Source organism: Streptomyces liliiviolaceus (genome assembly GCF_018070025.1).
Classification (GTDB): domain Bacteria; phylum Actinomycetota; class Actinomycetes; order Streptomycetales; family Streptomycetaceae; genus Streptomyces; species Streptomyces liliiviolaceus.
Genome location: NZ_JAGPYQ010000002.1, coordinates 515,310 through 530,014, shown reverse-complemented (window position 1 = coordinate 530,014; position 14,705 = coordinate 515,310). Strand labels below are relative to the sequence as shown.

Annotated in this window: 15 protein-coding genes; all 15 read right to left on the bottom strand. The window is 72.3% G+C overall.

Translation table 11 applies throughout. The features are described from left to right. Positions 1-76: 76 nt before the first annotated feature. The gene (locus tag J8N05_RS37695) at positions 77-883 is read right to left on the bottom strand and encodes an alpha/beta hydrolase (RefSeq protein ID WP_210891230.1); all 807 of its coding nucleotides are present in this window, start codon (positions 881-883) and stop codon (positions 77-79) included. A gap of 109 nt (positions 884-992) precedes the next feature. Next, positions 993-2,213 (bottom strand): metallophosphoesterase, encoded by a 1,221-nt coding sequence (locus J8N05_RS37690; protein WP_210891228.1) that lies wholly within the window; start codon positions 2,211-2,213, stop codon positions 993-995. A gap of 165 nt (positions 2,214-2,378) precedes the next feature. Continuing rightward, the gene (locus J8N05_RS37685) at positions 2,379-2,648 is read right to left on the bottom strand and encodes a GlsB/YeaQ/YmgE family stress response membrane protein (RefSeq protein WP_210891226.1); all 270 of its coding nucleotides are present in this window, start codon (positions 2,646-2,648) and stop codon (positions 2,379-2,381) included. A 120-nt stretch (positions 2,649-2,768) separates the two neighbouring features. Beyond that, positions 2,769-3,944 carry an MFS transporter gene (locus tag J8N05_RS37680; protein WP_210891224.1) on the bottom strand — a complete coding sequence of 392 codons (1,176 nt, stop codon included), beginning with the start codon at positions 3,942-3,944 and terminating at the stop codon, positions 2,769-2,771. A 61-nt stretch (positions 3,945-4,005) separates the two neighbouring features. Beyond that, the gene (locus tag J8N05_RS37675; RefSeq protein WP_210891222.1) at positions 4,006-5,250 is read right to left on the bottom strand and encodes an ATP-grasp domain-containing protein; all 1,245 of its coding nucleotides are present in this window, start codon (positions 5,248-5,250) and stop codon (positions 4,006-4,008) included. Next, positions 5,247-6,722: a methylaspartate mutase gene (locus tag J8N05_RS37670; RefSeq protein ID WP_210891220.1), complete on the bottom strand. Its 1,476-nt coding sequence runs from the start codon at positions 6,720-6,722 to the stop codon at positions 5,247-5,249. Before J8N05_RS37670 ends, J8N05_RS37675 begins: the two co-directional genes overlap by 4 nt. Continuing rightward, positions 6,719-7,237: a cobalamin-dependent protein gene (locus J8N05_RS37665; protein WP_210891218.1), complete on the bottom strand. Its 519-nt coding sequence runs from the start codon at positions 7,235-7,237 to the stop codon at positions 6,719-6,721. Before J8N05_RS37665 ends, J8N05_RS37670 begins: the two co-directional genes overlap by 4 nt. 3 nt (positions 7,238-7,240) lie before the next feature. Beyond that, positions 7,241-7,750: a hypothetical protein gene (locus J8N05_RS37660; protein ID WP_210891216.1), complete on the bottom strand. Its 510-nt coding sequence runs from the start codon at positions 7,748-7,750 to the stop codon at positions 7,241-7,243. A 37-nt stretch (positions 7,751-7,787) separates the two neighbouring features. Continuing rightward, positions 7,788-9,083, bottom strand: a complete 1,296-nt coding sequence (locus J8N05_RS37655) for an ATP-grasp domain-containing protein (RefSeq protein WP_210891214.1) — start codon at positions 9,081-9,083, stop codon at positions 7,788-7,790. Further along, a complete protein-coding gene (locus J8N05_RS37650; RefSeq protein ID WP_210891212.1) occupies positions 9,080-10,447 on the bottom strand; it encodes a TrpB-like pyridoxal phosphate-dependent enzyme in 1,368 nt (455 codons plus the stop codon). The genes J8N05_RS37655 and J8N05_RS37650 overlap by 4 nt, the downstream gene beginning before the upstream one ends. Before the next feature lies 1 nt (position 10,448). After that, positions 10,449-11,198 carry a transglutaminase-like domain-containing protein gene (locus J8N05_RS37645; RefSeq protein ID WP_210891210.1) on the bottom strand — a complete coding sequence of 250 codons (750 nt, stop codon included), beginning with the start codon at positions 11,196-11,198 and terminating at the stop codon, positions 10,449-10,451. Next, the gene (locus tag J8N05_RS37640; protein WP_210891208.1) at positions 11,195-12,373 is read right to left on the bottom strand and encodes an acyl-CoA dehydrogenase family protein; all 1,179 of its coding nucleotides are present in this window, start codon (positions 12,371-12,373) and stop codon (positions 11,195-11,197) included. The genes J8N05_RS37645 and J8N05_RS37640 overlap by 4 nt, the downstream gene beginning before the upstream one ends. 119 nt (positions 12,374-12,492) lie before the next feature. Then, the gene (locus J8N05_RS37635) at positions 12,493-12,870 is read right to left on the bottom strand and encodes an ectoine synthase (RefSeq protein ID WP_210891205.1); all 378 of its coding nucleotides are present in this window, start codon (positions 12,868-12,870) and stop codon (positions 12,493-12,495) included. A 9-nt stretch (positions 12,871-12,879) separates the two neighbouring features. Beyond that, entirely contained in the window at positions 12,880-13,161 is a 282-nt protein-coding gene (locus J8N05_RS37630; RefSeq protein WP_210891203.1) for an acyl carrier protein, read from the bottom strand. Continuing rightward, the gene (locus J8N05_RS37625; protein ID WP_210891201.1) at positions 13,158-14,660 is read right to left on the bottom strand and encodes an AMP-binding protein; all 1,503 of its coding nucleotides are present in this window, start codon (positions 14,658-14,660) and stop codon (positions 13,158-13,160) included. Before J8N05_RS37625 ends, J8N05_RS37630 begins: the two co-directional genes overlap by 4 nt. Between the last annotated feature and the right edge of the window lie 45 nt (positions 14,661-14,705).

Below are 14,705 nucleotides of genomic sequence, written 5' to 3'. Positions count from 1 at the left end.
GCGACGAGGTCCTCAGGGCATGCCGACAGGGGCGTGCCGAAAGAGGGCACGCCCCTGGGACGGACGGTTGTGGCGGTCAGGCCTGGAGAGTGTGCCGCTTCGACCAGTCGAGGACGTGGTCGGCGACATCGCGCCAGCCCTGGTCGATGGCGAGGGAATGGCCACGGTCCGGGAACTGCTTGAGCTCGGTGACGGCGGACGAGCCGCGGTACAGACGGTGGGCGGAGCGGGTCACCACGTCCGGGACGGTGTGATCGGCCTGTCCGGAGACGAACAGCAGCGGCCCGCGATCGGAGCGGTCCGTCGCCACCTTCGCGGCGGAGTTCCGGGCGAAGTTGGCGAAGGCCGCCTCGAAGAGCGGGCGTCCGGGCGACGGGATCGTGTACCGGTCGAACAGCTCGTCGGATTCGGCCTGCGGCAACGCGTTTCCGAAGCCGTATCTGAACTGCTCGGCGGTCAGCGATACCGCTCTGCTCCGGTTCGCGGGATTCCCCAGCACCGGGAACCCGGCCTTCAACTGCGCGAAGGGAAGGGCTTTGACCCCCTTGATCTGGGCCGGATCGATGGCGACCGCGGCCCGGCCGAGCCCCTGGCCGAGCAACTTCTGCGCGATCAGCCCGCCGAAGGAGTGGCCGATCAGCAGCGGTGGCCGGTCCAGGCCGCGTACGACCTCGGCGTAGTGGGCGGTGACGTCGTCGATACCGAAGCCGGCCACCGCCTCGGGCCGGGTTCTCGCCTCGGCCACGGTCGCGGCCTCACCGGGCCAGCCGGGCGCGACAGGATCGAAGTCGTGCTCGGAGAACAGGTCCTGCCATGGCTGCCACGACGAGGCGTGCAGCCACAGCCCATGAATGAAGACGACAGGTACGAACGAGGCCGACACGGTCTGCTCCTGAGGAGAGGGGACGGAAACTTGCGGTGCCACCACGTCAGTCTCGACTGCCGTCCGTGCCTGCTGAATCCGTCAGATGACTCCCCGGGACGCGGCCCCGTCACGCCGAGGTAGGCCCCTGCGAGGAGCGCAGTACCAGCAGCGTGATCTCGCTGGGGGCGAAGACGCGGAACGGTGGGCCCCAGAAGCCGGTGCCGCGGCTGGTGTAGAGGAGGGTGCGGGGGCCGTGGTGGCTGAGGCCGGCGAGGGCGGGCTGGTCGAGGCGCACGAGGTGGTGGAAGGGCCAGATCTGGCCGCCGTGGGTGTGGCCGGACAGCTGGAGGTCGACGCCGCCCGCCACGGCCTGGTCGATGAACTTGGGCTGGTGGGCCAGGAGCAGGACGGGCAGGTCGGGGTCGGTGCCGTCCAGTGCTCCGTCGAGGTGGGCGCGGTGTCCGGCCAGACCGGAGGACTCGGCGGTGACGTCGTCCACACCCGCGACCACGAGGGTGTCGCCGCCGCGTTCGAGCAGCAGATGGCGGTTGCGCAGCGGCTCCCAGCCCAGTTCGTCCATCAGGTCGACCCAGCCCTGGGCCTCGCTGTAGTACTCGTGGTTGCCGGTGACGTAGACCCGGGCCCGGGTCGCCTGCACGGTGGCGAGCGGGGCTGCCTGGGCGCGGCGGCGTTCGGCCGTGCCGTCCGCGATGTCGCCGGTGTGGCAGACCAGGTCGGCCTCCAGGGTGTTCACCGTCTCGCACACCCGTGCCGACCAGCGGGCGCGGTCGAGGGGGCCGTAGTGGGTGTCGGTGATGAGGGCGACGCGCAGGCCGTCCAACCCGGCACCCAGGCGGGGAAGTCGAACGTCGAGACGGCGCACACGCGGCACCCGGCGGGCCTCGGCGTAGCCCCAGCCGAGCAGTGCGACCGTCACAGCGAGGACGGCCCAGGTGACGATCCGGGCCCGGTCCTGGCCCTCGCCGACACCGGCCACGGTCAGGGCGAGCCGCAGGAGGGCGCCGAGCAGCACGGACCAGGTGAACAGGACCCAACTGGCGCCCAGCAGGCTGTCACCGACGATCGCCGCCCGGTCCTGCTGGCGCCGGCCGTGGCCGCGCGCCATCGCGAGCGGCATGACGACGAGGCCGAGGACGAAGAGGGCGGTGCCGGCGAGCGTGACGGGCAACGGCCACCGCTGTCCGGCGTACAGGAGCACCCAGCACGGCACCGCCCACAACAGGACGGGGGCGATGAGCGGGAGGTAACGCATCAGGCGGTGCAGCGGGCTCTGCCGCTCGGCCTGCGCGTCACTGTCGGTGGGCCGGGTGTTGCTGGTGTCGGTCACGCTTACCCTCCTTGGCCGGACGGCCGTCCCGCGCACTGTATCCGGTCGCCCTCGGACCGGCCGGACACGGTGTTCATGGACCGGAAGGATCGGTTCGCGCCGCGCGGAACGGCCCCGTCTCCCGGTGGGAGGCGGGGCCGTTCGCGGGTGAGCGCGCTCGCGGGGTCAGGCGTGGCGGCGGTTTCCGGTGAAGACCCGGTACAGGGCGAGCAGGATGAGCGAGCCGACGATGGCGGCTATCCAGGTGGAGATGTCGAAGAAGCCGTCGATGGAGTCGACGCCGAAGATCACCTTGCCGAGCCAGCCCCCGAGGAGGCCTCCGGCGATACCGATGAGCATCGTGATGATGATGCCGCCCGGGTCCTTGCCGGGCATGAGCGCCTTGGCGATGAGGCCCGCGAGCAGACCGATGAGTATCCAGGCGATGATGCCCATGATTGTGTCTCCTACCTGGTCGTATAAAGACTGCGTCAGGACATCCGGGTGTTCCGTGCCGGTGTTTTCAAACACGGGTTCGTCGGATTCACAGGTTGCCGGCTGACGAGGCGGAGGCGGTCACGGGCATGGGTCCGTGGGGCGGTCCTTCGCGTCGGACGGGGTTTCGGGGGTCGCTGCGGGTGGCTGGGACAGCCGGTGGTCGTACCAGGCCGGGACGAGCGCGGCCGTCATGAGTGCGCCGGTCGCGGCGAAGGCCGTGAAGTAGCTTGTTCCCGCGCTGAGGAGGCCGAAGAAGACGGCGCCGAGCCCCATCCCCGCGTCGTAGGCGAAGTTCCACAGGGCGCTGGCCACGCCGTAGCCCGACGGGGGGACGCGGGCGTACATCAGTGTCTGGGTGGCGTTCTGGGCGATGCCGAAGCCGGTGCCGAAGAGCGCCATGCCGACGAGAACGGCCGCGGCGCTGCCCGTCGGCGCGGTGGCCAGCATGCCGCCGGCGCACAGCAGCAGACCGGGGACGACCAGACCGGCAGGACCGTGGCGGTCGCCGTACCGGCCCGCCACCCAGCGGGCCCCGATCGCGGTGACGGCCTGCAGGAACAGCGCCGCCGAGACCAGCCCCGCCCGGCCCGCCGGCACGGCCAGCGGCAGGAAGGTGGCGATGATCCCCGCGCCCAGCGCGGTGGTCGCGAAGACCGCGGCCGGCAGAGCCAGTGCGGGGGTGCGGAAACCGTCGACCATGCCCAGGGGCTTCTGCGCGGCCGGTTCACGCCGGGGAAGCCCGGCCACCGCGGGGACGGTGGCGAGGGGGAGGACGGCCGCGATGACGAACACCGCGGTGAAGCCGGTGTGTTGGGCCAGCCACACGCCCAGGGGAAGGGCCACCACCGACTGCGCCCCCGACATGACACCCACCAGGGCCAGCCCCTCGCCGCGCCGTTCGGGGGGTATCAGCACCGCGGTCAGGGCGCCGCCGCCGACCACGGTCAGAGCGAAGCCCGCACCGCGCGCGAGGCAGACGGCCACGACCGTGCCCATGCTGTGCGACACGGTCAGCAGCAGTGAGGGAGCGCCCAGCAGCACCAGCCCGGACGCCAGCACGAGACGGTAGCCGTAGCGGGCCGTGAGCCGGGGCGCGGCCAGCTCGCCGCAGACGGTCGCCAGCATCAGCGCGCTCGTGGACAGCCCCGCCGCACCGCTTCCGCCGCCGGACTCCTCGGCGTACAGGGGGACGACCGACAACAGGAGGAAGAAGCTCGCCGAGGCTCCGACGATGGTGACCAGACGCAGCACCATCGGCCAAGTCCACAACGGGGGTGGGGAGTTGCCGCTCTCTGGCCGCCGCCGGGTCCGGTCCTCAGGCCGCACGGGTGTGGATCCTGATCTCCCGCAGATTGCGCCGGCAGGCGTCGACCGCGGCGTCGGTGTCGGGGCCGAGCGCCGAGATATGGCCCAGCCCGTCCCACTGGCCCTCCAGCGGGCGGACCAGATCCCCGGGACCCACGCCGAGGCTCACCGCGAGCGTGTCCGGGTCGGCGCGTACCCGCTCGACGCCCTCGACGCGCTCGACCCGTCCCTCCTCGGCCACCACCAGCCAGCTCGCGGCGGCGCCCCGGGCCACCGGACGCCCGGGCAGCGGGTCCGCCAGACCCAGCGCCCAGGAGATGGCCAGGGACTGCGCGTCGCACCCGTACACGGCGTCGATCATGTCGGTGAGCAGGGCGCCGCCCACCCGGTTCTGCGACTCGCAGATCACCGGGCCCCGCGCGCTGAGGATGATCTCCGTGTGCGCGGGACCGTCCCGGAATCCCATCGCCCGCAGGAAGCGCCGGGCGGTGTCGGCCATGCGCTCCTCGTCCTCGGCGGACAGCCGGGCCGGCAGGGCGTGGCCCACATGTACGTGGGTCCGCGGGCGGGTGATGGCCTCGGTGACGGTGAGCACCACGTGCCGCCCGTCGAAACTGAAGGTCTCCACGCTGTACAGCGGCCCCGGTACGTACTCCTCCATCATGAACTGCTCGATGTCGTACGCACCGGTCAGCGGGTGGTCCGTGGCCGTGTGCAGCCGCCGGATCCGCTGCCGGGCCGCTCCGAGCGCGTCCGCGCCGTCCACCTTGACGACCCCGAAGCTCGCCGTGCCGCTGGTGGGCTTCACGATGAAGGGGTAGCCGTGCGCGGCACCGAACCGGTCCAAGTCGGCTTCTTCGGTGAGTAGTTCGGCGGCGACCCGCTGGGAGCCGACCGGCGGTCCCTCGGCGAGCCGGCGGCGCATGAGCCACTTGTCGGTGAAGCGGTGGCTGACCTCGTAGGGCGTTCCGCCGAGACCCAGCAGGTCGTTCACCCGGGCGGCCGGATCGAGCCCGGGTTCCGTGAGCGACACGGCGGCCGAGAAGCCCCAGCTCTCGTACGCCGACTCCACCAGCGGCCGCAGGGACCGCCAGTCGGTGTAGTCGGTGAGCAGGACGGCCTCGGCCAGGGACCGCTGCTCGGGCGCGAACTCGTCCTCGAACTGGACGTACACCACCCCGAGGCCCAGATCCGCCGCCTTGCGCAGGTGTTTCGGTGTACCGCCGATGAGCAGGACGCGCTTGGGATTCCTCATTCGGGCTCCTCGCGGACTTTGGAGGCATCGCGGACTTCGGGTTCTCCGCGGACTTCGGGCTCCTCGCGGAACAGGCTGGGGAAGTAGTTGATGTCGGCGAGCAGGATCGCGGGGAGCGAGGCCGCCGACGGCAGGGAGCCGCGCGGCCCCGCCAGCAGGTCGCGGTGGCGTCTCAGCGACTTCGCCGACAGCGGCAGGGCCCCCGCGCGCAGGTACCGGATCGCCCCCTCGGGGTCGCGGCGGGGAACGATCTGCGACCTCGCGAAACGGCTGGCGCTGAACGGGATGTCGAGCGTGCCGTCGGCGAAGCCCTCGACGATCGCCTCGGCGACCGCCGCTGACGTGCCCGCACGCCCCTCCAGCACCGGACCGACGATCTCGGCGACCTCCGCCAGGATCCAGCGGCGCTCCTCGCGCACCCGGTCCTCGTCCACCGAGAGGAAGTCCAGGAGCGGTGAGTTGGCCCGGTCGGCCAGCCGCACCCCTTCGATGTTCGCCCGCACGTCCGGGATTCCGGCCGCCTCCTGATGGGTCTTGGTGATGATCTTCGAGGCTCTGCCCAGCCGGGCCACCAGCGCGCCGTACAGGATCAGGTCCTCGGCGTGGCGGCGCGCGCGGGGGAAGACGCCCATGAACTCGTGGAGCACGGGGTGGACCGTGACGCCCGGTGGCAGATAGCGCTCGGCGAGCACGGGGATGGCGGTGAGCGCGGCCACGTCCTGCTCCAGGTGGCCGCCCTGCGGGTACGCGACCGACAGGCAGCGCACTCCGGCCCGCGCGGCCAGCACCGCTTCGAGGACGCTGACCGCGAGGCTGATCGACGGCGGGACCAGGACGGCGGTGAGCGTGCCGAACAGTTCGCGGTCCACGACCAGCCCCAGCTCGGCCAGTTCGCCGCAGCGGCGGTCGACGTGCTCCCAGGCCGCCAGCGACACCGCCAGGGGCACCTCCTTGGAGTAGGGCAGGTTGTAGGAGATGCCGCCGCCCTCGAACGAGGTGATCCCTCCGGCCACGGCCACGTCGAACAGCCGCTGTGGTTCCGGCGAGCCATGCCGTACCTCCAGTGGCGCGGCGACCGCCTCGTTCAGGTCCCGGGCCCGCCGCCAGCCGTGGGCCACCAGCGGATAGCCGTTGAGTTCCTGCGGGCGGGTGCCCAGCAGCCGTTCCGCTTCCTCGAAGCGCCGCAGCCGGGTGTGCGAGTCGATGGTCAGGCTGAGCACGTCCGGTGCGGCCTCCGCCTCCAGGAAGCGCAACAGAGCCCGCATGCCGGTGTGTTCGGCCACCCCGCACCGGGGCTGGACCGCCACCCGGCCGCGGTCGCGGGCCGCCGTCAGGACCTGCGGCACACCGGGCTTGCCCAGCGCGGCGACATAGGCGACGGACTCCCGCAGGCTCGGGAGGGCGGCCCCGGATCCGGTGCTCCGGCCCGGATCCGCGACCCCGGAGTGCCCGGCCGACGGCGGCCCGGTCATGAGACGCGGGCGTGTCCGGCCCCCGAGGCCCCCGCACCGACGGATCGCTCGACCACGGCCCGCCCGCCGAGGGCTCGGCCGGCGATGAAGTGGCCGCCCGCGGAACGCAGTTGGGCCAGCACCGCAGGAAGCGTGGCCGGGTCGTGGACGATCCGGTCGACCCCCAGGGTGTACAGCCGCCGGTCCGACGCCGGACTCTTGCTGCTTCCCACGGAGAGGTTCCCGCCGACCACCACCGGACAGTGGACGCGCCCCGACCTCTTCGCCTCCCGCAGGCCCCGCAGATCCTCGTGGATGTGCCCGTTCAGGCTGCCCACCAGGAGCGCCTCCGCCTCCGGACGCCGTGCACAGGCCCGGGCGAACTCCTCGACGGGTGTGCAGGCCCCGAGGTTCTCCACCTCGAAGCCCTCGTCCCGCAGGAAGCGGGCGATGAGCTGATTGGCCACGACATGGCAGTCGCTCGCGGCCACCCCGAGGATGACCAGCCTCCGGGGCGGCGCTGTCGTCCACGGCATCGGCTACACCAGCTCCCCGGTGCACGCGTCGTCCAGGTACGCCTGTTTCGCGGCGGTGTCACGGGCCGAGCGCAGATAGCGCGACCAGCCGCGCCGCTCGTGCGCGGTGGCGTCCAGTTCGACCACGTTCTGGGTGGGGCGCAGCAGTCCCGGCTTGGGCGGGTACGGCAGGAAGCCGCCGTCGTCCTTGTGGAACAGGCCCTGCCACATCTCGTCCCGGTCCCGCCACACACAGACGAGCAGGTAGTACTTGCCGCCGTCGAGGTGCAGCAGCGCGAACCCCAACTCGCCGCGGAACTCCACCTCCTTGGCCGCGGCCCGCTCGGTCAGGAACGCGCGGGCCTCCTCCGTGACGTGCGGGGCCGCCTCGTCGTCGGCGCGGCGGATGTCGTACCACTTCAGACAGGCCCCCGGTACGGCCAACGGCGGTCCGGGGAAGATCAGTTTGGCGGTGTGCGTCCAGTTCGCGGGGTACTCGGAGAGACCGGAGAGGGTCTCGTTCGTCCTGATCATTGGTCTCCATGCCTTTCGCCGGGTGGGGTGGTGGCCGTTACCGTCGGGGGCCGTCGTACAAGCCGTCTCGCTCCAGCGCGCGCAGCCGCCGGTGGTCCGCCGCCACCCGGGCCGGGTCGGCGGAGCCCAGGTACACGTGGCCGGGGGACGAGGCGAGGTCCGTCGTGCGCGGCAGCACGGTGCCCTCCGGCATGGTCAGCGCCATGTCGACGAACGTGCCCAGGGCGCGTACCGGCGCGAACCGCCCGGCGGACAGCGGGCCGCCGGCCCGGGGCGAGCGGAGGGTGACGTACCGCAGATGGGCACGCGGGCGATAGCGCGGCAACCGCCCCCGCGCCGCCTCCTCGGGGTGGGCGACGGCGCGCGCCAGACACGCAAGTTGGTCGGTGCCGAGGAACCGGGACACCACGGACGGTGTGTGCGAACCGCCGTGGCGGGCCGCGCACTCCACCAGGACGGGCCCCCGCCCGGTCGTGATCACCTCGGTGTGGGCCGCGCCGTTGCGGATCTCCAGCGCGTCGAGCACCCGCAGCGTGTACGCGGTCACTACGCCGACCACCGGGTCGTCCGGGGGTACGGGTTCCTCGTGGTCGTACATCGGACGGTCGCCGACCGGCCGCTTGTGATAGCGCCACACCTCGACCACGTGGTGCACTCCACCGCTGCTGACGGTGTTGACGAAGTACTCCTCGCCCGCCAGATGTTCCTGGACGAGCACGGCGAGGTTCCGGCCGCCGTACCGGTCGCGGCCGGCCGTGATGGCGGCCACCCCGGCCCGCAGCTCCGCCTCCGAACGGCAGAACAGGACGTTGTCCGTACCGGCGCTGGCCAGCGGTTTGAGCACGACCGGCCACCGGCCGTGCCCGCGTGTCCACGCGATCACCTCGTCGGCGCTGTCGGTGGCGAGACACGCCGCCGTGGACTGCCCGGACTCCCGCACCGCGCAGGCCATCTCGTACTTGTCCCGCCGGGCTGCCGGCCGGCTCATCCCATGGCCCGGTGTGCCGAGTTCGGCGGACAGCGCGTCGGCGAGCAGGACGCCCGACTCGGCGCCCGCGACGACCCGGTCCACCCCGTACCGGCGCAGCGCGTCGGCCGTGGCGGCCAGGTCGCCGCGGTGCGTGACCTCCGGAGGCCGGGCCGACCGTCCGGAGAGGTCCGTCGCCAGGTGCGGGTTCGGGGCGTCCGACCGCACCAGGACGCTCCGTACGCCCTCGCGGGCCAGCGCGCCGGGCAGGAAGGCGCCCATGCCGTCGGCGTCCACCACGGCGGCCCGGGTGGCCGGGCCCGGGGCGCGGGCGGGGGTGTGCGCGGGGGACGACTGCGCGGTCATGCCACCCTCGCCCCCGGGATGCCCGCGGCGGCCAGCGCCAGCCCGTGGCTGTCGGCCTCGCCGTCGGTCAGCTCACCCGCGGCGTACTTCTGATAGGCCGCCAGATCGAAGTGCCCGTGCCCGGACAGGCCGAACAGGATGGTCCGGGAGCGGCCCTCCTCGCGGCAGCGCAGCGCCTCGTCGATGGCGACCCTGAGGGCGTGGGTGGACTCCGGGGCCGGCAGGACGCCCTCGGTACGGGCGAACCGGACGCCGGCTTCCAGGCAGGCGACCTGGCCCACGGCCGTCGCCTCGATCAGCCCGTCCTCGACGGCCCGGCTCACCGCAGGACCGATCCCGTGGGCCCGCAGCCCCCCGGCGTGCACCGGCGGCGGTACGAAGCCGTGGCCGAGGGTGTGCATCCGGAACAGCGGGCCGAGCCCGGCCGAGTCGGCGTAGTCGTAGGCGATCGTGCCCCGGGTCAGGGTGGGGCAGGCGGCCGGCTCCACGGCGATGATCCGTACGGGCCTGCCTCCCCTCAGCCGGGCGCCGAGGAACGGGAAGGCCAGCCCGGCCAGGTTGCTGCCGCCGCCCGCACAGCCGATGACGACGTCCGGGTGGTCCTCGGCCAGTTCCATCTGCCGCACGGCCTCCTGGCCGATCACGGTCTGGTGCAGCAGCACATGGTTGGCGGCGCTGCCGAGCACGTACCCCAGCGACGGGTCTCCGGCGGCCGTCTCCAGCGCCTCGGAGGTGGCGATGCCGAGGCTGCCGGGGCTGTCCGGGTCGTCGGCGAGGATCTTGCGGCCCACCGCCGTCCGTGTGCTGGGGCTCGCCACGCACTCGGTGCCGTAGGTCTCCATCAGCGCCCGGCGGTAGGGCTTCTGCTGATGACTCACCTTGACCATGAAGACCTTGGCGGTCATGCCGAAGAACGCCGCGCCCAGGGCCGCCGCGCTGCCCCACTGACCGGCGCCGGTCTCGGTGACCAGCCCGGTGCGGCCCGCCAGCTTGTTGTAATACGCCTGCGGAATACCGGTGTTGGGCTTGTGGCTGCCGGTCGGGGCGCCGCCCTCGTACTTGTAGTAGATCCGGGCAGGGGTGTCCAGGGCACGCTCCAGCCGGTGCGCCCGGATCAGGGGGGAGGGGCGCCACAAGGTGTACACGCGGCGCACCTCCTCGGGTATCTCGATCTCCCGGGCGGTGCTCAACTCCTGGTCGATCAGCGGCTCGGGCATGGTGGCCGCCATCTCCGCGCGGGTCAGCGGCTCCCGGGTCGCGGGGTTGAGGGCGGCGTGCAACGGGCCTCCGGGGAGGTCCGCCGCGAGGTTGTACCAGTGCGTGGGCGTGTCTTCCTCACCCAGCAGGAACTTCGTCCTTCGCATGTCAGGGTCCCTCCACCGGGGCCGTGCCGGTCGGCCCGGTCAGCCCGGTCGGCTTGGTCGTCCCGGGCGTCTCGGCCGCCCCGGTCGCTTCGGACACGAGCGAGCCCGCGGTCGTGGTGTGCGAGCCCGCGAACAGCAGGGGGTGCGCCTGCCGGATGCCGCCGACGACCTCCGCGTACGGGAAGTCGTCGAACTCGCCCCGCATGGCCAGGAACTCCATGTGGCGACGGCCCTGCGCGTCGTAGGGGTGGTAGTAGCTGTCCGCCCGTCCGTCGAAGTCGAGCGGCTTGATGCCGTACAGCGTGCACAGCAGTGCGTTGAACACCGGAGTCGCCCTGACCCAGGCCCCGTTGAGCCGTACGGAGGTCAGGCTGTGGAAGCGGAAGACGTCACCGCCCATCAGCGTGCGCAGCCGGGGCGAGGCGAGATGGTTGCGCACGTCCGCGTAGACGAGCCGGCTCTCGATGCCCACGACGCGTACCGCGGCGGCGTACACGAGGGACTTGTGGACGCAGAACCCGGCGCCGCGTTCGATGACGCTGCTGGCCCGCAGGCCGTCGGCGGACAGGTCGCAGTCGTACACGTCGTAGCGGATGCCGTCGCGGACGGCGTAGTAGAGGGCCACGGCCGCATCCACCGGGTTGCCGGGCTCCGTCGTGCGCAGGGCTTCGCGGACGAACTCCCGCACCACCGGGGACTCGTGGTCCAGGAACCGGGTGGGCCGCAGCCCCGTGCGGATCTCGGTCGTCATGTCGTCCGCTCCTTCACACCGTGGGCGGCGGCCCGGGACAGCCCGAGGAAGGCCGCCAGCCGCTCGCGCTGGATCTCGGAGGTGCCCGAGTAGATCGTTCCGGCGACCGCGTTCCGCAGGTCCCCTTCGAGGCCGTACTCCGCCGTGTAGCCGTGTCCCCCGAAGATCTGAACGGCGGCCAGCGCGGAGGAGACGTTGGCCTCGCTCACCACGAGCTTGGTGATGGCCAGGTCGGTGGCGACGCTCCGGCCGGCGGTGAACTTGTCCGCCGTGTCGTAGAGCCACTTCCTGGAGGTCTCCAGGCCGATCTGCATGTCGACGATGCGGTGCGAGACCGCCTGGTTGGCACCGATGTGCCGGCCGAACTGACGGCGGCCGCGGGCGTGTTCGACACAGCGCTCCAGCCGGTGCTGCATCTCGCCGAGGATCCCGGCGAAGCCGCACAGGATCTCCCACTTCATGACCTCGTCGAGGACCAGGAACCCGGAGCCCACCGTGCCTAGCACATGCGAGCGGGGTATCCGGACGTCCGACAGGAAGAGTTCGCACAGCGGTGAGGTGCGCAGGCCCATCTTCGTCAGGGGGCGGCCGTGCGCCACCCCCGCGGTGTCCGTCGGGACCAGGAACGCCGTGATGCCGTCGAGCTGCCCGGCAGCCCCGGTACGGGCGTACACCACCACGAGGTCGGCGATCGGGCCGTTGGTCACGAAGGCCTTGTTGCCGTCGAGCACGAACTCCTCGCCCTCCCGCCTGGCCGTGGTGCGCATCGCCAGCACGTCCGAGCCGCCGTCCGGCTCGGTGATCGCGTGCGCCCCGATCACGTCGCCCGCGCACACCTTCGGCAGGTACGCCGCCTTCAGCTCCTTCGTACCGAACCGCTGGAGGGGAACGCCGGTGCTGACGATGTGCGTGCACGCGGAGAAGACGAGCCCGGCGTCGGGGCAGCGGTACCCCAGCCCCTCGAAGACGTACATCACGGTCGGCAGATCGAGGCCCGAGCCGCCCCAGGAACTGTCGAACGGCGTCCCGAGGAGCCCGATCTCGCGCAGGTGTCTCCAGCCGTCCCACGCGAACTCGCCGCGGGCGTCCCGCTCCGCGTGTCCGGCGCCCAGGTCCGCGCCGACGGCCTCCGCGGTGGACCGCAGCGCCCTCTGCTCGTCTGTCCAGTGCCTCATGGTGACCCCGTCAGCAACTCGTCAGTGGTCGGTGACCTGTCAGTTCAGTGGTTCGTCGGTCCAGTTGTCCGTCGGTCCAGTGGTCCGTCGGTTCAGTGGCTCGTCGGTCCGGTGGCTCGTCAGTAGTGCGAGAACTCGTCCTGGTCCAGGTTGTGCCGTTCGCCGCCCTGCAGAGCCGGGTTGAAGACGCTGATCAGCTCCAGGTCGGCGTCCGGCGCCGCGATCAGGAAGTGCGCGTCGTGCCGGTCCAGGGCGTAGAGGACCCCCGGACGCAGTTCATGGGTGGCGCTCCCGTCGGGCAGGGAGATCCATCCCTGACCGGTGATGCAGTAGCAGGCCTCAAGGTGCCTGCGGTACTCAAGGCGGGACTTCGTGCCCGCCCGTACCACGGTGTGACAGAAGGAGAAGCCCATCCGGTCGGCCTGCAGCAGCAGGCGGTGGCTCAGGCCGTTGCCCCACTCGACGACCGGAGCCTCTTCCTTCGTGCGTATCAGCATGTCTTTCCCCTAGTGCGTCTTTCCGCCGGTGGCGCCACCGGCGCCCGTGGGCGTGTTCGTCTCGATGAGGTCCTGGATGGCCGCCACCGACCGGAAGGACCGGAGCGACAGGTCCAGGTCCTCGACCGGGAGGCGGTAGCGCTCCCGCAGCCAGCCGATGAGCTCCAGCAGTTGGAGGCTGTTGACCACCCCCGTGTCGAACAGGTCCAGCGACGGCTCCAGGTCCGCGGCGGAGGTGTCGGGCAGGTAGGTGGCGACGATGTGATGCGTGATCTCGTGCCGCAGGCTCATGCTGAGGACTCCGGTTGAGTGGGTCGGTTCGGCCGGGCGTGCTGCCTGGCCGCCAGGACGGACCGCACCCGGGCGCGGTCGACCTTGCCGGTGATGCCGGTGGGCAGTGGTTCGCGGGTGAGATGGACGGTGGGGACGGCCGCCCGGGGCAGCCAGGCGGAGCAGTGCGTGAGCAGTTGCAGACCGGTGACCGCGCAGTCGGGGGCCACCCGTACCAGGGCGTGCAGCCGGGCGTCGGGGCCGGGCGCCGCGAGCGCGACCACCGCGGCCTCCATGACCTCGGGGTGGCTCTGCGCCACCTGCTCCACCGCCTCCGGGCTGACCCGGACGCCGCCCACCTTCACCTGGAAGTCGTCGCGTCCGACCAGGGTCAACCGGCCCTCGCCGTCGCGCCGGACCAGATCGCCGGTCCGGAACCAGACCGGCTCCGAGGTGCCCGGAGCGGGGCGTACGAACCGGTCGTCGCCGTCCTCCGCGCCCAGGTACCCGTCCGCCTGGAACGGGGTGTGCACGAACAGTTCGCCGATGCCCGGCCCGTCCAGTTCCCGGCCGTCGCTCACCAGCCGGACACGGGCGCCCGGCAGCGGACCGCCCAGCGGCAGCGTCTCCAGGTCGGCCGCCTCCCGCGCGCCGCAGGAGTACAGCAGGCTGTCGTTGGTCTCCGTGCAGCCGTACACGTTGTGGAACTCGGCCCGGGGAAAGAGCCGGGCGAGCCGGCCGCGCAGGGATCGCGGGGAGTGCTCGCCGGTGAGCAGCACATGGCGGACCGAGGTGAAGGGCTCCGCGTCCGGCCCGGCCCCGGCCAGCAGCCGGAACAGCATCGGCACCGCCTGGACGACCTCGGGTCGGGTCTCCCTGAGCAGCCCCGTCAGGTGGCGCGGGTCGGCGGCCCGGCCGGGGTCCACCGGGATCACACAGCCGCCGTGCCGCAGGGTCGCCCAGACGTCGAACAGGCTGAGGTCGAAGTTCAGCGGGGCGTAGCTGAGCACACGGTGGCCGGTGCCGAGCGGGAAGGCGCTCCCGGCCCAGCGGGTGAACCGGTCCAGCGCGGTGTGGCTCAGCCGGACGGTCTTCGGCAGTTTCGTCGAGCCCGAGGTGGTGAGCAGCAGGGCGGAGCCGGCCGGCGCCGGCCGGGCGGGCACCGGGACCGGTTCGAACGAGGCCTCTGCGTCCGGGCCCGGCACCAGAAGGCCGACGCAGCCCGCCCGCTCCGCCAGCCGGGCCGCGGCCAGCCGGCCCAGGTCGGGGGAGAGCAGCAGCACGGTCCGCCGGGCGAGCAGACACGCCAGCACCAGGGCGATCGACGCGGGGGACTTCACCGCGCGGACCGCCAGGGGGGCGTCCCCGTGGAGGTCCGGCCCGGCCAGCCGGACGGCGGCCGTGTCCGCGAGCGCGGCCAGCTCGCCGTAGGTGAGCGTGGTGCCGTTCCACAGCAGCGCCGGGGCGTCCGGGGTGCGCCGGTCGTGCGCGAGGATGTCCTGCGCGAGGAAATCGAGCATGGTGCCCGTACCGCCAATTCCTGGATTCTTTCGGGGCAGCCGCAT